19 protein-coding genes, 1 other RNA gene and 5 pseudogenes are annotated in these 17,074 nt (G+C 41.0%); 2 read left to right on the top strand and 23 right to left on the bottom strand.

Annotated elements, in window-relative coordinates; genetic code table 11:
* Positions 1-50: 50 nt before the first annotated feature.
* From AEX56_RS09060 to AEX56_RS05995, 12 genes and pseudogenes are all read right to left on the bottom strand, one after another.
* A pseudogene (locus AEX56_RS09060) lies at positions 51-494 on the bottom strand (BglG family transcription antiterminator); the annotation flags it as partial.
* Positions 477-744: pseudogene (locus AEX56_RS09390) on the bottom strand (transcriptional regulator GutM); the annotation flags it as partial. The pseudogenes AEX56_RS09390 and AEX56_RS09060, both read right to left, overlap by 18 nt.
* Entirely contained in the window at positions 745-2,103 is a 1,359-nt protein-coding gene (locus tag AEX56_RS06035; protein WP_049618347.1) for a PTS sugar transporter subunit IIA, read from the bottom strand.
* 25 nt (positions 2,104-2,128) lie between these two features.
* Positions 2,129-2,928 (bottom strand): annotated as a pseudogene (locus AEX56_RS06030) (SDR family oxidoreductase).
* Positions 2,929-3,091: 163 nt separating this feature from the next.
* Positions 3,092-4,441, bottom strand: a complete 1,350-nt coding sequence (locus AEX56_RS06025) for a glucose-6-phosphate isomerase (RefSeq protein WP_049618346.1) — start codon at positions 4,439-4,441, stop codon at positions 3,092-3,094.
* Positions 4,442-4,521: 80 nt separating this feature from the next.
* An RNA gene (gene ffs / locus AEX56_RS08285) (signal recognition particle sRNA small type) lies at positions 4,522-4,617 on the bottom strand.
* A 17-nt stretch (positions 4,618-4,634) separates the two neighbouring features.
* A complete protein-coding gene (tadA, locus tag AEX56_RS06020) occupies positions 4,635-5,153 on the bottom strand; it encodes a tRNA adenosine(34) deaminase TadA (RefSeq protein ID WP_131542225.1) in 519 nt (172 codons plus the stop codon).
* Positions 5,154-5,240: 87 nt separating this feature from the next.
* Positions 5,241-6,416: pseudogene (locus AEX56_RS06015) on the bottom strand (GntP family permease).
* Between the two features lie 91 nt (positions 6,417-6,507).
* Complete coding sequence (locus tag AEX56_RS06010; protein ID WP_049618344.1) at positions 6,508-7,281, bottom strand: 3-hydroxybutyrate dehydrogenase; 774 nt, start codon at positions 7,279-7,281, stop codon at positions 6,508-6,510.
* A 39-nt stretch (positions 7,282-7,320) separates the two neighbouring features.
* Complete coding sequence (locus tag AEX56_RS06005; RefSeq protein ID WP_049618545.1) at positions 7,321-7,965, bottom strand: 3-oxoacid CoA-transferase subunit B; 645 nt, start codon at positions 7,963-7,965, stop codon at positions 7,321-7,323.
* A gap of 5 nt (positions 7,966-7,970) precedes the next feature.
* Complete coding sequence (locus AEX56_RS06000; protein ID WP_049618544.1) at positions 7,971-8,621, bottom strand: CoA transferase subunit A; 651 nt, start codon at positions 8,619-8,621, stop codon at positions 7,971-7,973.
* A gap of 16 nt (positions 8,622-8,637) precedes the next feature.
* Complete coding sequence (locus tag AEX56_RS05995) at positions 8,638-9,825, bottom strand: acetyl-CoA C-acetyltransferase (RefSeq protein WP_049618343.1); 1,188 nt, start codon at positions 9,823-9,825, stop codon at positions 8,638-8,640.
* A gap of 185 nt (positions 9,826-10,010) precedes the next feature.
* On the opposite strand from AEX56_RS05995, the pseudogene AEX56_RS05990 reads away from it, so the two are divergent.
* Positions 10,011-10,909, top strand: a pseudogene (locus AEX56_RS05990) (LysR family transcriptional regulator).
* 6 nt (positions 10,910-10,915) lie between these two features.
* Here the strand turns inward: AEX56_RS05990 and AEX56_RS05985 are convergent.
* From AEX56_RS05985 to AEX56_RS05970, 6 genes are read right to left on the bottom strand one after another with little or no spacing between them, the layout of a single operon-like run.
* Positions 10,916-11,749 (bottom strand): metal ABC transporter permease, encoded by an 834-nt coding sequence (locus AEX56_RS05985; RefSeq protein WP_049618342.1) that lies wholly within the window; start codon positions 11,747-11,749, stop codon positions 10,916-10,918.
* Positions 11,742-11,978, bottom strand: coding sequence for a metal ABC transporter permease (locus AEX56_RS09285; RefSeq protein WP_269082029.1), 237 nt, complete (start codon positions 11,976-11,978; stop codon positions 11,742-11,744). The genes AEX56_RS05985 and AEX56_RS09285 overlap by 8 nt, the downstream gene beginning before the upstream one ends.
* Positions 11,971-12,060: a hypothetical protein gene (locus AEX56_RS09280; RefSeq protein ID WP_269082031.1), complete on the bottom strand. Its 90-nt coding sequence runs from the start codon at positions 12,058-12,060 to the stop codon at positions 11,971-11,973. The genes AEX56_RS09285 and AEX56_RS09280 overlap by 8 nt, the downstream gene beginning before the upstream one ends.
* Entirely contained in the window at positions 12,032-12,424 is a 393-nt protein-coding gene (locus AEX56_RS09275) for a metal ABC transporter permease (RefSeq protein ID WP_269082028.1), read from the bottom strand. The genes AEX56_RS09280 and AEX56_RS09275 overlap by 29 nt, the downstream gene beginning before the upstream one ends.
* The gene (locus tag AEX56_RS05975) at positions 12,411-13,055 is read right to left on the bottom strand and encodes a metal ABC transporter ATP-binding protein (protein ID WP_049618341.1); all 645 of its coding nucleotides are present in this window, start codon (positions 13,053-13,055) and stop codon (positions 12,411-12,413) included. Before AEX56_RS05975 ends, AEX56_RS09275 begins: the two co-directional genes overlap by 14 nt.
* Positions 13,056-13,090: 35 nt before the next feature.
* The gene (locus tag AEX56_RS05970) at positions 13,091-13,975 is read right to left on the bottom strand and encodes a metal ABC transporter solute-binding protein, Zn/Mn family (protein ID WP_049618340.1); all 885 of its coding nucleotides are present in this window, start codon (positions 13,973-13,975) and stop codon (positions 13,091-13,093) included.
* Between the two features lie 137 nt (positions 13,976-14,112).
* Here AEX56_RS05970 and AEX56_RS05965 point away from each other — a divergent pair, with 137 nt between their 5' ends.
* Positions 14,113-14,760: a metal-dependent transcriptional regulator gene (locus tag AEX56_RS05965; protein WP_049618339.1), complete on the top strand. Its 648-nt coding sequence runs from the start codon at positions 14,113-14,115 to the stop codon at positions 14,758-14,760.
* A 38-nt stretch (positions 14,761-14,798) separates the two neighbouring features.
* Here the strand turns inward: AEX56_RS05965 and AEX56_RS09050 are convergent, their stop codons facing one another.
* The 5 genes from AEX56_RS09050 to dtd all read right to left on the bottom strand — a co-directional run bounded on the left by AEX56_RS09050 (position 14,799) and on the right by dtd (position 16,992).
* Complete coding sequence (locus AEX56_RS09050; RefSeq protein WP_236683012.1) at positions 14,799-15,122, bottom strand: hypothetical protein; 324 nt, start codon at positions 15,120-15,122, stop codon at positions 14,799-14,801.
* Between the two features lie 86 nt (positions 15,123-15,208).
* Complete coding sequence (locus tag AEX56_RS09045; protein WP_236683011.1) at positions 15,209-15,607, bottom strand: hypothetical protein; 399 nt, start codon at positions 15,605-15,607, stop codon at positions 15,209-15,211.
* On the bottom strand, positions 15,577-15,903 hold the full coding sequence (locus tag AEX56_RS09040; protein WP_236683010.1) for a hypothetical protein: 327 nt from the start codon (positions 15,901-15,903) through the stop codon (positions 15,577-15,579). The genes AEX56_RS09045 and AEX56_RS09040 overlap by 31 nt, the downstream gene beginning before the upstream one ends.
* Before the next feature lie 312 nt (positions 15,904-16,215).
* Entirely contained in the window at positions 16,216-16,482 is a 267-nt protein-coding gene (locus AEX56_RS05945) for a hypothetical protein (protein ID WP_236683009.1), read from the bottom strand.
* Positions 16,483-16,548: 66 nt separating this feature from the next.
* Positions 16,549-16,992 carry a D-aminoacyl-tRNA deacylase gene (gene dtd / locus AEX56_RS05940; RefSeq protein WP_049618334.1) on the bottom strand — a complete coding sequence of 148 codons (444 nt, stop codon included), beginning with the start codon at positions 16,990-16,992 and terminating at the stop codon, positions 16,549-16,551.
* Between the last annotated feature and the right edge of the window lie 82 nt (positions 16,993-17,074).

The raw sequence follows: 17,074 nt of genomic DNA, 5'->3' as shown, positions 1-17,074 counted from the left end.
ACTACTAGTATAAAAATTTATTGTTCAAGTAAAATATCTTGCATTAATGCCTACCGGATTATTTTTTTTATTTTGTTCTTTAAGGCATTTCGCTCACTATCTTCTTTTACAAATTGTGCGATAGCCTTATCCAATTCCCTAGACAAATTGGATGTTTCGGATAACCGTCCTTGCTTTGAAAAACGGATTAAGCGAATAATATCCTCGTCGCTCAAAATGGAGTGAATAACAATCTGTGGAAAAGGAGAATCCAAGGTATCCATGGTGGAGATTACCATGTCAATAGACATCAGGTCTCTCACGCTCTGAAATTGTTCAGGGGTAAATACGGCTTCAATTTGACAATTGCTTAAATATCGTTGACACTGCTTTAGCAGCAATTTTTTTATACCAATTCCGTCATCTGAAACAATTACTACGTTTTGAGCCTTCTGTTTTGCTCGGCTATTGCGTAATTCTCCGCCTAGATGAATGGTCAAGTAAGCTGGTGTGTCTTTGAACTTAGCCAGTACGGTAACCCCTTGCATCTTCTTAGCAGCAAGAACCTGACCATTCTTATCCACCGCAAACATTACAATAGTCCCCCGACTTCACTTTCCCGGCCCGGCGCCCAATGGCCACCCGCCCGAGGTGTCGCATCTCCCTGTAGGTCGTATTAAAATGTTTTAGTTGTTGCATTCCAAAGACGATCTGTAAGGCATAGGCTGCCATACAAAATGCTCCAAAAACTAGCATAAAATTCATTTAAAATACTCCTTTATTTCTACTCAACATCCGCAAATCCGAGTCTGTTTTTATCTTTCGCAATTCTTCTTTTAAGCTTTCATCGCTTGCGATTCGGAAAATATCATTGTACAATTCAAGCAAGTCGGACTCCACTTCTTGTTCAACTTTTTGTGGAATGGCAACCAAGAAAATAAATTCCACATCTTCTTCCCTAATTTCCTGCGCCTGATTCACAACACCAAGCATCAAAATTGTTTGAGAAGATTGTCCATTAACGGTATGGGGGAATCCAATTCCATTTCCAAAATTAGTTGATTGCTTTTTCTCCCGCTCAAGAATCCGTCTTGAGAACTCCTTGTCGACCAGTCCTTCCTTTTCAAGGGACCGAGACATGATTTCCAGATTGGCTTGATAAGAATTTTCGCTTGATAAACCTATGTACTTTGCGGTCAAGGTCTCAAGATTTTTTTGATGATAGCGATGAACTCGCTGCCATTCATTTTGCAACCATTGATCATCAAACGAATTGGTAATTTGAATAACTGGTGATTTTCTGCCGCTGAATTTCAAGGGAATAGTCGTAAAGATTGCAAAGTAATCATCACTATCCAAGGGATCAAATTCCTCCTCTGAATACTGAGTAACGGCAATATCCTGCCCTAAAACTCGTATTAACTGCCAGCATGCCGTTCCACGCCCTGTGGTACAAACCACAGCGATTTTTCTCTGCTTATTGGACCAATCCTGCTTATTTTCCCGCAGAATCATCTCAAAGTAGAGAGCAAGATAACTCAATTCAGACGATTCAACTCTTCCACCAATCTTTTCTTCTAGAACGCTGGCAGCTACTTTAGCCATTTCAAATGCCAAAGGATACTTGCTTTGAATCTCTCCGTGAAAAAGATCACTGGCCTGTGCATGGAAAATTAAACGATTGATTAGGAATTTTAGGTGAGACTTGATTTCTATGTTGAATTGCTTGGCCAAATCCTTAACATGTTTCAAATCTTTATTGATGGTCGTGCGACTGACACCAATTTCATAAGCCAAATCATCAATCAAGAGGGGACTTGAACTTTGAATGAGCCGCTTTATCAAATAGGAAGACCGCTTACTGGAAGAATTGAAGTCACTTTCCTTACGGAGGCTACCTGCCAGAATTTCTTCTAACCGATCATAGTCATAGACTTCTAATACCAATTGATTCTGTTCAAACCGGATGTGAAGATCGGCGTCAAGCACTTCATTCAACTGCTCAATAGACTTTTGTAAGGTTGCTGAGTTGATGTTCAAATCAGATCGCATCTCTTCAAAGCTAACCCGATGCTGCAATACCAATGTCTCTAAGACTCGATACCAACGATTGATGATGGCCACTCTGCTCCCCCCTTTTTTTAACACTTTATCCGCGCGTCTTACCACCTGCCACATTTGTTGTGATTCCTGTGATATAACTGGCTCTATCTGAAATATAATAGGCTACCAAATCAGCCACTTCACTCAATTTTCCACTTCGCCCGAGCGGAGTTGTGCTCGTTGAGGCATAGCCAGCGCGGATTTCGTCAACTGTTTTTCCTCTAGTATATCCGAGCGCCTCTTCATATGCAAGCGTTCTCAAACCTGTAGCTTCCATAATCCCTGGTGCAATTCCGACTACACGTACATTGTGTTTTCCAAGCTCCTTTGCCCATGAACGAGTGTAGCTGTAAACCGCTGCTTTAGTTGCTGCGTAAGCACTTTGACGTTCAGAACCTTCTAGACCTGCCTCTGATGCCATATTAATAATGACGCCATTTTTCTTTTCAACCAAAATACGGCCCACTGCTTGGCTGACCAAGTACAAGCCTTTTTGATTAATCATGATAATTTTATCAAAGGTAGCATCGTCCAACTCATATTTTCCATAAGGATCTTTTAGATCTATCAATAGTCGAGGAATATTGATACCAGCATTGTTAACCACCGCATCAATGGTCCCAAAGCGTTCTACAGTAGCAACTACAGCTGCTTCTACCTGTTCACGAGATGTGACATCCACTTTTTGGAATAGGAGATATTCATGCTGTTCTCCATTATCCACAATGTCAAAATTGGCAACATTGACTCCCAATTCCAATAGTTCATCCACGATTGCTTTCCCAATCCCTGATGCCCCCCTGTTACGACAACTGTTTTACCAGCAATATTTAACCAATCTGTCATTTTATCCTCCTTGAACTTGTTTGGTTTATTTTTGCTTCTTTATTATAAAACGCTTCCAAAGGATAATTAAGACACTCTTTTTTACAACTTAGAAAATTTTTCTTGACTAATTTCAACACAAAAACCCCAACCATTTCTGGCTGGGGTTGACTATTTCTAACGATTAAAGACGACCGTTCAATTCTGCTGCAAGCTCTTCAAAACCTGGTTTGCCAAGGAGAGCAAACATGTTTTTCTTGTAAGCTTCTACACCTGGTTGGTCAAATGGATTGACACCATTGAGGTAACCTGACAAGCCAATTGCGATTTCAAAGAAGTAGATCACATAACCAAGTGTGAATTCATCTTGAGCTGGCAACGTAAGGAACATATTTGGCACACCACCATCAGTATGGGCCAAAAGTACACCGTCTGTTGCTTTTTTATTTACAAAGTCCACATCTTTTCCTTGCAAGTAGCCAAGACCATCAAGGTCTGCTTCTTCTGTAGGAATAGTGATATTTTTGCGCGGTTTATCCACACGGACAACTGTTTCAAACATATTGCGGTAGCCTTCTTGGATAAATTGACCAAGAGAGTGCAAGTCTGTTGAGAAGTTAGCTGAAGTTGGGTAAATACCTTTTTGGTCTTTTCCTTCTGACTCACCAGCTAATTGTTTCCACCATTCGCTAAAGTATTGAAGTGATGGCTCATAGTTTGCCAATACTTCTGTCACATAACCTTTTCTGTAAAGGACATTACGGATAACAGCATATTGGTAAGCTTCATTTTCTGCAATTTTATTTGACGAGTAAACTTGACGAGCCGCATTGGCACCTTCCATAAGAGCAGTAATATCTGCACCTGAAGCCGCAATTGGTAATAGACCAACTGCTGTCAAGACTGTGAAACGTCCACCAACACTATCTGGAACGACAAAAGTTTCCCAACCGTTGGCATCTGCTTCTACTTTAACAGCACCTTTTTGGCGGTCTGTTGTTGCATAAATGCGTTTGTTTGCTTCTTCTTTACCGTATTTTTTAACCAAAAGTTCTTTAAATACACGGAAAGCAATCGCTGGTTCTGTTGTTGTCCCTGATTTTGAAATCACGTTCACAGAGAAGTCTTTATCTGCTACATAATCTACAAGATCTGCCAAGTAGTTAGAAGAAATTGAGTTTCCTGCGTATAAAATTTGTGGTGCTTTACGTTCTTCTTTTGATTGCAGGTTAGCAAATGAAGTGTTCAAGAAATCAATCGCTGCACGCGCACCAAGATAAGAACCACCGATCCCAATTACAACCAAGACTTCGCTATCTGATTGAATTTTTTTAGCTGCTTCTTGGATACGAGCAAATTCTTCTTTATCGTAATTTTCAGGTAGATCAAGCCAGCCCAACATTTCTGCACCAGGACCAGTACCTTCACGTAGAGCTGCATCCGCAGCAGTTATATGCATCTGCATATAATCCAGCTCATGCGGCGCTACAAATTGATCTAGTACTTTTGAATAATCAAATTTAATATGTGTCATTGTAAACCTCCGATTTCAATACTTTATGATACCGTTTTATCTGTATTTTATCAAGTACTTTGTTAAGTCTCAACCATATTTCATACAAAAAAAGAGCACACACCTCACACTCGCTTAGGGCTGCTGGATTCCTCCCCTGACCCGCTTCACGCAGAAATGTTGCTCCGCTATTTATTATACCATAAACTCTTCATTATGCAAGCGACGTACCTGCCTGCTCTTTGGCTGCCTGTTTAGCAGCTTTCTTTTTCTCTCGTCCTTGGCGGAAGAAATCCTGCATTATCTGCGCACATTCCTCCTCTAAAACACCCGTTTCAACCTCTACTCGATGATTGAGACGCTCATCCGTCAAAATCTGATAGAGACTCTCAGCTCCACCAAATTTTTGATTAGCTGCGCCATAGATGACCTGTGGGATACGAGCAAGCCCAATGGCTCCGCTACACATAACACAAGGCTCGATCGTCACAAAAAGAGTACTATCTAGTAAACGCCAATTCTGCTCTCTTGCATTGGCTTCATTAATGGCCATGATTTCCGCATGCATGATTGCTTGACCCAGTTCTTCACGCGCGTTGTGTCCTCGACCGATAATGCGTCCTTCTTTTACAATAACACACCCTATGGGAATTTCTTCCTTTTGTAGAGACTTTCCAGCTTCCTTCAAAGCCTCTCGCATAAAATATTCTTTTTCTTCTTGTGTAAATTTCATAGGCTTATTATAGCACATTCCAATCTATTCAGTATGTTTTTCAGAGCAAAACAATAGACCGATGGTCTCCCATCGATCTACTGCGGATTAAAAGAACAGGCCAGTTAAAATAATGATAATTTCGGCCACCAAAGTACTACCAAAAACCGTGATAAAGGTTTGTTTGAAGCCATTTTTGTGATTGAGACCAGTGAGGCTCAAGAAGGTTAAAAAGACGCCAGATTGTGGTACGATGGGCAAAATATTAGAAGCAACAGCCGCCACACGGTGAATCATTTCCGGTGAAACTCCGGCATCCAAATAGTATTGGGCGAAGTTTGGCATGACAATACCTAAGGCTCCTGATGATGAACCTGTAATAGCTGACATAGCTGAAGTCAAGACAGTCAAACTGATAACAGGTGGTCCAGGAATGTTCAAGATGACATCTGAGAATACTCCAAAACCAGGCGCTACCATAACCACAGAACCAAAGGCTACTGCAGAGGCTGTCGCAAAGATTGGTCCAACCGCACCACTTGCACCGATGCTGAGAGTCGCAATTTTCTTATCAATATACTTATTAAATAGAACGATAGCTGAAATAATCCCTGTCAAGAGCGCCACATAAATGATATTTTTCTTAACAAACTCATCACCTAGTAGACTCCCTGTGATAGCGACAACAATCAAGAGTGCCAAAGGTAAAATGCTGGCTACAAATGGTGGCAAGATTTTATCAGTTGTGTCTTCTTCTGTTTGATTAGTGTAAGTCGCATAGTTTTCACCTGCTGCCAGAAGTATTGAGGTATTGGATAGGAATAACGTTTTGAATAGCTGGTGTACCAGGCAAGATGGTCATGGTAAAGGTCGCAATTCCCAACCAAAGCGGCGCTTGAATAAGATTCCATGATAAGTCCATCTTTTTAAAGAGGGATCTCGCCAATGGTAGGACAGCAAACATAACCACGAAAAGGCTGATACCGCCATAAGTCAAAATGGCGCTGATGATAAAGATGGCTACCAAGATACGGTATGGATTTTGATAACCGACTTTTTACCCAGCAAGAAGATGGCAAAGTAGCTCATGACATAGCCACCGAGTGCACCCATATAGTTGTTTGGTTCCTTGCCTAAGATTGACTCAACCAGCGGCATACTATTTAGAAGAACAACCAAGATAGTTGCCATAGGAGCCGCAACAGTGATATGAATTTCCTTTAGCGAAAAATAAATGATGGCAATAATGCCTAGCAAGACCCCAATCGGTCCTAAAAATTCCATAATATTTCCCCTCTCATACTAAGATGGAGCAAGGGATAGAGGAATGTCACTCTATCCCTTATTCTCCTATTTCCCACTGAATGGAATGCTCTTATTGAGCAGTGTAACCGCCATCCAAGATAACTGGTTGACCAGTAACTCCTTTTGCCTTGTCGCTTGCAAGGAAAGATACATAGTCAGCGATTTCTTGCACGTCAATCAAGCGTTTTTGTGGTACCAATGGGTACAATACTTGTTCCAATACATTTTCAAGTGGAATGTTGCGTGTTTTAGAGAGGTCTTCGAATTGATCACGAACGAGTGGTGTGTCCACATAGCCTGAGCAGATAGCATTAACAGTGATTCCTGAATCTGCTGCTTCAAGCGCTGCAACTTTTGTCAAACCGATCAAACCATGCTTAGCTGAGTTGTAAGCTGCTTTACCGGCAAAACCGATTACACCATTGATAGAAGCCATGTTGATTACACGACCGAAGCCTTGTTTTTTCATAGTTGGGAAAGCACGCTTGATAGCGATAAATGGTGCTGTCAGCATGACTTTCAACATAAATTCATATTTTGCTGTTGGGAAATCTTCAATCATAGCAACGTGTTGCAAACCTGCATTGTTGACTAAGATATCCAAACGACCATGTTTTTCAACTGTGTAGTCAATGGCTTTGTTGATTGCTTCTTCGTTTGTTACGTCACACAAAACAGAGTCAGCTGCTAAGCCTTGTGTTGTGTACTCATCAACAACGGCATCCAATTTTTCTTGGTTGATATCTGAGAAGACAACAATTTTTCCTTCTTTCAAGAATGTTTCACCAATTTGTTTACCGATACCGCTTGCTGCACCTGTTACGAATACTACTTGTTTAAACATATTTATTTCCTCACTTATCTTGTTTAATGTTGTTCTCTGTTATTTATTATAAATCAATGTTGCTTCTGTTGCTTCTTGGACTTCTTCAAAGGTATAATCTGGATGAATTTCTTCTACCGCGATTCCCTCTGGAGTAACTGTGAAGACACCCATTTCTGTGACAATCTTGTCGACAACCCCTGCTGCCGTCAAAGGCAACGAGCACTCTTTCAAGATTTTCCATTTCCCTTTATTGGTATGTTCCATAGCTACGATTACTTTTTTAGCACCAACTAGTAAGTCCATGGCACCACCCATTCCTGGAACCATTTTTCCTGGAATCAGATAGTTTGCGATGTTCCCTTTTTCATCAATTTGTAAAGCACCAAGGACAGTAGCATCTACGTGACCACCACGAATGATACCAAATGAAGTTGTACTATCAAAGAAAGCTCCACCGGATACAATACCTACTGGCTGACCACCAGCATTGACAATCGTTGGGTCAATTTCATCGCCTGCTTTATCCAAGCCGACAAAACCATTTTCAGATTGCAACATGATTGTAATGCCTTCTGGCAAGAAGCTAGCTACTTTTGTTGGCAAGCCGATTCCCAAGTTAACCAAGGAGTTATTTGGAAGTTCTTGTGCCACTCGTCTCGCAATGCGTTCTTGAATTTCTTCTTTACTCAATTCTTTCATAATGACACTCACTCCCCTTCCACTAGATAATTGACAAAGATGCTTGGTGTTTGGACCGCAATTGGTTCAATATCCCCGATTGGCACAATTTCACGTGCTTCAACGATCGTAATTTCTGCATTGGCTGCCATAACTTGGTTGAAATTATTTTCAGAACCCTTGTAGCACAAGTTTCCTAAGTCATCAGCTTTATCCGCAAAAATCAAAGCTACATCTGCTTTCAAAGGCAATTCTAGAAGGTAATCTTTGTCATTGACATGCAATTTTTGCTTGCCTTCTTCTACTAAGGTCCCGATACCTGTTGGGGTCAAGAATCCCCCAAGTCCAAAAGCTCCCGCACGAATACGTTCTGCTAAGGTTCCTTGTGGCACCAAGTCAATGACTGTTTCACCAGAAGTCATTTGACGTCCAGCTTCTTTGTTCAATCCGATGTGAGAAGCAATGATTTTCCAGAATTGGTGTTGTGCCACCATTTTACCAACTCCCTTGTCAGGGAAACCTGCGTCGTTACAGATGAGAGTTAAATCTTTAACTCCTTTTTCTACTAAAGCGTCAATTAAGCGTTCCGGCGTTCCATTTGTCATGAAACCACCAACCATGATGGTATCGCCGTCTTTTACAAGGTTGACAGCTTCTTCAATGCTAATTCGTTTATTCATGAAACTATCCTCCTTTTTATTTTTCAATCAATACAGACGTTCCTTGACCGCCACCAATACAGAGTGTTGCCAAACCTTTATGCGCTTGACGTTTTTCCATCTCGTGCAATAGTGTTACCAAGATACGCGCACCACTAGCGCCGATCGGATGACCAAGAGCTATTGCCCCACCGTTGACGTTGACAATATCTGCATTAAGGCCGAGTTCGTCTACAACACTGATAGCTTGTGAAGCGAAAGCTTCATTGGCTTCCACCAAATCTAAGTCTTCCACAGTCCAACCAACTTTAGCAAGAGCTTTTTGAGTAGAAGTAATTGGGCCAGTCCCCATTACTTCTGGTGCGACACCAGCACTTGCATAACCTTTAATAGAGCCCAAGATTGGAAGACCAAGTTCTTCAGCCTTGTCACGGCTCATGAGAAGAACAGCTGCTGCACCATCATTGATTCCTGAAGCGTTTCCTGCGGTAACAGTTCCTGAACCGTCACGAACAAAAGCTGGACGAAGAGCTGCTAATTTTTCAAGTGTTGTCCCAGGTTTGATGTACTCATCTTCTGTAACCAAGATTGGATCGCCTTTGCGTTGCGGTACTGGCACTGGAACGATTTCCTCTACGAAACGACCAGCGGCTTGCGCAGCGGCAGCTTTTTCCTGACTAGCCAATGCAAATGTATCTTGTGCTTCGCGACTGATATCATAATTTTTTGCAATATTTTCTGCCGTGATCCCCATGTGATAATCATGAAAGGCATCTGTCAAGCCATCGTTTACCATAGTATCGATGATTTTTCCATCGCCCAAACGACCGCCCCAACGGTAATCTTTAAGGACATAGCTCGTTTGGCTCATGTTTTCAGCACCACCAGCGATGACGATATCTGAATCCCCACAGATAATGCTTTGAGCCGCTAATTCGATGGATTTGAGACCAGAACCACACACCATATCCACAGTGAAGGCAGGCTTATCATTAGGAATCCCCGCCGTTACCGCTACTTGTCTGGCAACATTTTGACCCAGTCCTGCATGAAGGACGTTTCCGAAGATAACTTCGTCGATTTGCTTAGGTTCTAAACCTGATTTTTCTAGTAAGGCCTCTACAACCACTTTTCCCAATTGAACAGCTGAGACTGACTTGAAGGCTCCGCCAAATGAACCAATGGGGGTTCGCACGGCTGTTGTGATAACGACTTCTTTAACCAATGTGTGATTCTCCAATCTTAAGTTTTACCAGAAAGCGTTTTCTTGTTCCTGGTTTTATTTTATCGCGGATGAAAGCGTTTGTGAAATTCGTTTTTTTATTATGATTATAAAAAATTTTTATCATTTTGATTGACGGCTACAAAAATTGTCCGTAATATTAATAGGTAGAGAGACTGATAAAAATTATGGATATCAAACACTTGCGTTTCTTTATTGCCATTGTGGAAAATAATTTCAATCTGAGCCGTACTGCTCAACAACTTTATATTTCACAACCTGCTCTCAGTATCATGATCAACGATTTTGAGGAGAAACAGGGTATCAAGCTCTTCAATAAAAAATACAATAAGATTCTAGGCTTGACCATGACAGGGAAACAATTTTACGAAGAGTCTCTAGAAGTCATTCGAAAGTATGATAAAATGCATCAAAATCTTTTCGCTACAGATCAAAAGATTGAGGGCAATATCACCATCGGTATTCCTCCATTGATTTTATCGGTTGTATCTTCGAAAATCATGCCTGAAATCATTCTGGAAAATCCTAACATTCACTTCAATATCAAGGAATATGGGGCCAATCGACTGCGTCAAGACCTAATTTTAGAGAATGTCGACATCGCTGTTCTTCTCCATCCTGAACGAATTGCCGCAAACACTATTGATTCTTTCCAAATCCAAGAATCAGAACTCTGCGCATTCGTCTCCAAGGAACACCATTTAGCCAATAAAAAAGCCTGACTTGGGCAGAGCTCCACAATGAAAAATTGGCTATATTTGATAAGACTTTCATGATTCACCATTTAATAAAGGAAAAATGCAAATACACGGATATCAATCTTCAAATCGTTTTGGAGTCTGCCTCATGGGATTTTCTAGTGAATTCGACTCGTATCAATCCACAACTGATGACCATTATTCCCAAACCAACGGTTGATAACTATGTCTTACAAGATATTGTTGCTATTCCAATGGAAAATCCTATTCCTTGGAAAGTCATGGGCAGCCGTCTCAAGAAAGATAACCATTCCACTATCGAAGAATATATTTTCAACAAAATTCTTGAAAAATTTCACGTAATATAAAAGCACTTATCCACAGCTTGTGCGTAATTTTTGCAATACAACGCTGGAACAGAAAACGACTAGACTGACTACTGCACAAGATCCTGACATGGTCAAGTCCAACTGATAGCCAATGAAAAATCCTGTGCTCGCATTCACCAAAGCGACAGCAAGTCCTCCAAGTAAGAGTTGCTGAAATGAGCCAACCCAAGACAATGCTGTCATAGCTGGTGCAACTAAAAAGACAATAACCGTCATAGAACCAATAGCGTCAAAGGATAAAACCGTTGTCAAGGCCACCAAAAGCAAAATCAGAAACTGCAATTTTTTAACAGGTAGACCCGTCAGGCGAGCCTGCGTTTTGTCCAAGAGAAAGAGCGATAAAGGCCGATAAAAGAACGCGAAGAAAAAGCTATTGAGGAGCAATGTCACACCCGTTTTTATCATGGATACTGATAGACTGATTCCAAAAATATCCATCCGATGCAAGGGAGCAAATAAGACTTCTCCCATCAGTACCATGTCCACATCCAAATGCACATTGCGCGCAAAAAGAGAGATCAAAATGACTGCCAAAGCAAAAAAGAAAGAAAAGACGAGACCTGTGGCCGCATCATGATTGACTTTCTGACTGTGCAATAAATCAATTGCCAAAACAGCTAGCACTCCAAAAAACGTCGCACCCAATACCAACAGAGGCGATTCTAAGCTATTACTGATGAAAAAACCAAGGACAATCCCTAGTAAGACCGAGTGTGACATGGCATCCGCCAGCATGGATTGATTCCGCAAGACCAGAAGTGATCCAATCATGCTACAAGACATGGCAACCATCACCATAATACACCAAACTTCAAGCATGTCCATTCTCCTTTCGCACATAGGTTACATAAGAAAAAGCAAGCAAAGTCGTCACTGTCATACAAACGATAATACTTGGTCCAGTAGAGAGCCCGGAAATGGCAGAGCTCACCCAAGTTCCGATAAAAGCAGATAGGCAAGCGCTGATAGCCGATAATTGCAGGACGCGACGATAAACAGGGCCTAACAAGAGCCCCAAAATCGCTGGCGCAATCAAAAAGCTACTCATAAGCACCGCCCCTACCACCTAACTGAGCAAATTTCTCGTCAAAAAGATAGATTTTAAATGATTGATAGTTGAGGAAAAAAATTAGGAGGCATAGAGCTGCTACCAGACAAATTAACCAAACATCGTCTAATTGAATGAAAGCAGCTTAAGGCCAGAATATTGATCAAGCTATGTTGGCTATGTCGCTTGACCAACTGGACCAGTCCATAAGAAAGATAACCCGATACCACCGCTCCTAACATGAGAAGAAATGGATTTCGCGACTGAAAGACGATAAAGGAGAAAATCACTCCTGGATAGGCTGCATGACCCAAGCTATCCCCTATCAAACTCTGCTTGGTTAAAACGCTAATCGTTCCTATCATACTGGCAGAAAGCGCTAGAAAACAGGTTCCTAAGGCAACTGTCCAGAAGGAATAATCCTGCAAAAGCTCAAACACCGTCATGTCCTCCCTCGTTGGTTAAAAAAATTCGATCCACCACACCATAGGCCTCCTGATAATGCTCTGTCGTAAGCGTAGTTGTCATATCTCCGCTAGCAATGACTCGACGATTGACCCAAACCAAATAATCAAAATAGGTATTCAAACTCGTCAAATCGTGATGAACTACGATGGATGTTTTTCCTTCTTTTTGAAAATTTTTTAAAGTATCCATAATAATGGTTTCTGTCAAACGATCAATTCCCGCTAAAGGCTCATCCATTAAGTACAATTCTGCCTCCTGAGCCAATGCCCGTGCAATAAAAACTCGCTGACGCTGGCCGCCAGACAACTGGTCAATCTGCCGGTGAGCTAAATCCTGTAAATTCATTTTTTCAAGAGCAGCATGTGCCATTTCCCGATCCAGCTTACTTGGCTGCTTGAGCCAGCCCTCGATATGAGCGAAGCGTCCCATTAAAACAATCTCAAAAACAGTAGCCGGAAATTGCCAATTGACCTGATTGCTTTGCGGAATATAGGTTGGTCCCACGATTGCTGTGCGACTCCCTTTGGGGATGGTGAGATTGACCCCCTCCAAAGCCGAAACGGTGCCATAGTTGACACTTACATTTGTCAATTCAAGAGCTGATTTCATTATTGTTCTTTCTAGAGAAGTCGCTAACCCCTCACTTATATGTGGAAAATAGAGAAAGCCGAAGTGTCCGCTAACGAGTCAGAGAATAATTCCTTACCTTCACCTGTTACAACTTCAACTTGACTGCCTTTAGCCGCAACCGCTTCTTGAAGTTTTTCCATGCGCTCTGGATTTGTAGTTGACTCGGTAAAGATTGCCTTAATGTTATGCTCAATAATCAAGTTAACAGTTTCAATCATGTCGCTATTGGCAACTTCGGAATCCGTGCTAACTCCTTGTGGAGCATAGAGCGTGAAACCATAAGCACGCGCAAAATAATTAAAGGCATCATGCGGGGTAACTAAATAACGGCTATTTTGGGGTACAGCTGCCAACTGCTCTTTGTTCCAAGCGTCCAACCTATCCAATTCAGCTAGGTAATCTTTCGTATTTTTAGAAATAGCTGATTGTTTATCTGGGATGAGTTTTTGCAATTCTTCTGAGGCAACTTGCACTGCTGATTTGTAGGGAGTAATATCAAACCAGAAATGGGGATCCACAACACTTTCGCCATCTTCATCCATGGTTCCGATATCTGATTTTTTGAAGTCCTTGGATACGGCTACTCCACCTTGTTCCAGAGCATCAACCATTTTCCCTTCAAAATGAAGTCCATGATAAAGCACGAGATCGGCTTCTTGTAATTTCTTCAAATCGCCCGCTTTAGCAACGTACAAATGTGGATCTTCCCCTGCTGGAATAATCAATTCGCGCTTGACATAGTCGCCCGCCAACTGATCAACCATATCATACAAGAATGAAGTTGTAACCGTTACGACTGGCTTTTCTGATGGATGATTGGTGTTTTTATTAGCTCCGCAAGCTACCAAAAACAAGATGGATAATGCCGCTATAAAACCGGCTATTACTTTTTTAAACATAAATCCTCCTGAATTAACCTTTGTTATTTTATTTATTAGGTATACCTAACTTTGCATTTAATATATATTAAAAAAATTATCTTGTCAACCTTTTTAAGCATTTTTTGATATAATATTTTTATAGAAAGTGAGTCAACATGACACCAAATAAAGAAGATTATCTGAAATGTATTTATGAATTAGGCCAGTCTCAAGTGCGCATGACCAACAAACAGATTGCTGAAAAAATGCAATTTTCTGCACCTGCTGTTTCTGAAATGATGAAAAAATTATTGGCGGAAGGCTTAGTTTTTAAAGACACGAATGTCGGTTATGGATTAAGCCAAGAAGCACTTAAAATGGTAGCCGATCTTTACCGCAAACATCGTCTAATTGAAGTTTCTTTGGTAAAGGAATTGAAATATTCTCCAGAAGAGGTCCATGAGGAAGCAGAGATTTTAGAACATGCTGTATCAACACACTTCATTGACCGGCTTGACCAGCTCTTAGGTTTTCCTACTACCTGTCCACATGGCGGTACCATTCCAAAAGCAGGAGAACCACTTGTGGAACGCTATTCGAGGCGATTATCAGATGTCACAGAATTGCGCGATTATCGATTGATGCGAGTCCATGATTTTTATCAACTCTTACAATATCTGGACCAACACCACTTAGAGATGGGGGATAGCTTTTCTGTGGTAGCACGTGATGATTTCTCTAAAACCTTAACGTTGCAGTTCAAAGGTAAAGAGCTCGCTCTGCCATTTTCCATCGCCAGTCAACTATATGTCGAAGACAAGTAAAAAGCATCCTGACGGATGCTTTTTATATGCTTAAATGGTTACAATGTTGCTACCTCTTTTTCTATTGGAGCCTTGGTTTTCAAAGCCAAAACAACTGAAAGTAGGCTCAAAAAGAAGAAAATGGTCCAGCAAAGAAGCATATTAATTGTCGCCAGACTAGAGAAGAAGACTGTCCCAATCGGAACGGCTAGTGTAAACAAAAGAGTTAGAAGATTGTTGGTCCGAGCAAGCATTTCTGGAGCAGTATTGGCTAGAAGAGGGGAGTCAATTTTAGGATTAACCTTTCCAGTCAAGTAAGCAGCGAAAACCAAAATCAATACGCCTACGATAGCTGGGAGTCCAAGGATATAACTGAAGCTCATCCCTGCAAATACAAGTGCAGTTAGCACCATCATTGTATGGATAGACAATTTGGAAAAGTAATCTTTCGAAAAAAGGCTTCCAAGGATCATAGCTCCAAGAAATAGATACTAAAAATTGCACCAATAGCACCACCTAGACTATTTAAAAGGAGAACAGAAGCCAGTACTGCGCCAAAGCTAGCAGAACTTTCTGACTGAAAGATGACTCTCATACTGTCAATGGCATCTTTCATCTGTTCAAGAAAAGTTTGGTCGGGAGCATCCGCAACTGTTTCATGAGTCAACTCATTTTTATAGAAAAACAAAACGAGTCCTGAGACCAGGAAGCAAGCTCCATTTATCAAAGCAACGAGGGCAAAATTCTGCTGACTAATCTCTAGTAGCCATAAGCCGGTTGCCTGACCAGCTAAAATACAAATAAACGAGACAAATTGTAAGAAAGAATAAGCTTCCATCATGTCTTTTTCGTCAACATTTTTCTGCATAATCGGCAGGCGAAGCCCCCCCCAGAATAATCATTCAATACATCTGATACAACATTAAATAAACAAACGATGGAGAAAACAACTAAGGTGCCTTGATTGATAATGAGAGCCATGATAACGAAGAGGATAGCTTGAACCAAGGCTGTCCAAATCAAGCAGCTAGCCTTTCTCTTGGTGTGGTCTGCCTTAATTCCCACCCAGAGGCTAAATAGCGTCGGAAGAACCATGATAATGTTGGCTGCTGCAACGGCTAAATTTGATTGGTATTGACTAGCCGCATAGATAACAAAAACCATATTATAAATATAGGCACTGAACGAATTTAAAATCCGAGATGTGGTTAAAATTCTATATAATTTGTTTTTCAAAAATAATCCCATTTTTTATTCTCCTATAGTGTGCTAGCAAACAGAGATACTCGGACTTTTACCTATTGGTTAGTTTTAAGAAAATGTTGATATCTCTCTATATTATCTATTCGCAAAGTTTTAAAAAAGTTAAAATAAAAAAGAAACTATTTCTATAATTTTTTAAATTTGTGATTGTGTTTTAATATATCCATATCAAAAGCAAGTAAAAAAGCATCCATCGAGATGCTTTTTGTCTGTTTAAAATACGAGATAGAGGAGGACAAGAAGAAAGATATTCCATCCCATTCGGATCAGATGATGCTGGAGGTTGGGACGTTGGCGCATGTGGATGCCATTACTGAGGGCAATCCCTGAAATTGCAAAAAGCCCAGCTATTTGACCTTGCATTAGATAAATATAGGTAAAAGCGATGGTAACAACCACTGCAAAAACAGTCAGAGCCATATTACGAGTGGTGATAATCTTGGCTACACGATTGCCTATAATGGCACTATATGCTACCAAGGCAAGATAGAGGGCTAAAATAAGGACTACAACGATTTTTATTTTCTTTTCTCTTCTCTTATTAGTTCATCGATTTTTTGTATCTAACAAAATGGTAACAGGTCCGTCATTTATGAGGCTGACTTGCATATCTGCACCGAAAATCCCTCGCTCGACGGGAACAAGTTGCGCCAGCTGGTCATTGAATTGATCATAAAGCTGACTAGCTAGTAGCGGACTAGCCGCGCCAGTAAAAGCCGGTCGGTTTCCTTTTTTAGTCTCCGCAAAAAGCGTAAATTGGGAAATAGATAGGATTTTTCCGCCTATATCTTGCACTGATAAATTCATCTTATCATCCGCATCCGAAAAAATCCGCATCTGACTGATTTTTCGCACCGCATAGTCGACATCTTCCTGAGAATCTTCTGGACCAACACCAACTAAGAGCAAGAGCCCATGGTCAATCTGACCATGGACGGCTCCATCAATGGATACTGAAGCTTCCGTGACACGCTGAATAACAACTTTCACAAGGTTTCCTTTCTTGAAAAATACTAACAATAGAAAGACTAGTTTCGCCTATTGCCAACTTGTGGGCTCTTGACTTTGTCAA

The sequence above is a fragment of the Streptococcus sp. X13SY08 genome (assembly GCF_001182825.2).
Classification (GTDB): domain Bacteria; phylum Bacillota; class Bacilli; order Lactobacillales; family Streptococcaceae; genus Streptococcus.
This window is presented reverse-complemented; position numbering and strand designations above follow the sequence as displayed.

Bases quoted from the DNA above. Each gene is read 5' to 3' on its own strand.
- AEX56_RS06025 (WP_049618346.1), bottom strand. From the start codon at position 4,441: ATGACACATATTAAATTTGATTATTCAAAAGTACTAGATCAATTTGTA.
- tadA (WP_131542225.1), bottom strand. From the start codon at position 5,153: ATGAAATTTACACAAGAAGAAAAAGAATATTTTATGCGAGAGGCTTTG.
- AEX56_RS06010 (WP_049618344.1), bottom strand. From the start codon at position 7,281: ATGTTTAAACAAGTAGTATTCGTAACAGGTGCAGCAAGCGGTATCGGT.
- AEX56_RS06000 (WP_049618544.1), bottom strand. From the start codon at position 8,621: ATGAATAAACGAATTAGCATTGAAGAAGCTGTCAACCTTGTAAAAGAC.
- AEX56_RS05985 (WP_049618342.1), bottom strand. From the start codon at position 11,749: ATGCTTGAAGTTTGGTGTATTATGGTGATGGTTGCCATGTCTTGTAGC.
- AEX56_RS09285 (WP_269082029.1), bottom strand. From the start codon at position 11,978: ATGAGTAGCTTTTTGATTGCGCCAGCGATTTTGGGGCTCTTGTTAGGC.
- AEX56_RS09275 (WP_269082028.1), bottom strand. From the start codon at position 12,424: ATGACGGTGTTTGAGCTTTTGCAGGATTATTCCTTCTGGACAGTTGCC.
- AEX56_RS05975 (WP_049618341.1), bottom strand. From the start codon at position 13,055: ATGAAATCAGCTCTTGAATTGACAAATGTAAGTGTCAACTATGGCACC.
- AEX56_RS05970 (WP_049618340.1), bottom strand. From the start codon at position 13,975: ATGTTTAAAAAAGTAATAGCCGGTTTTATAGCGGCATTATCCATCTTG.
- AEX56_RS05965 (WP_049618339.1), top strand. From the start codon at position 14,113: ATGACACCAAATAAAGAAGATTATCTGAAATGTATTTATGAATTAGGC.
- AEX56_RS09050 (WP_236683012.1), bottom strand. From the start codon at position 15,122: ATGAGCTTCAGTTATATCCTTGGACTCCCAGCTATCGTAGGCGTATTG.
- AEX56_RS09045 (WP_236683011.1), bottom strand. From the start codon at position 15,607: ATGCAGAAAAATGTTGACGAAAAAGACATGATGGAAGCTTATTCTTTC.
- AEX56_RS09040 (WP_236683010.1), bottom strand. From the start codon at position 15,903: ATGGTTTTTGTTATCTATGCGGCTAGTCAATACCAATCAAATTTAGCC.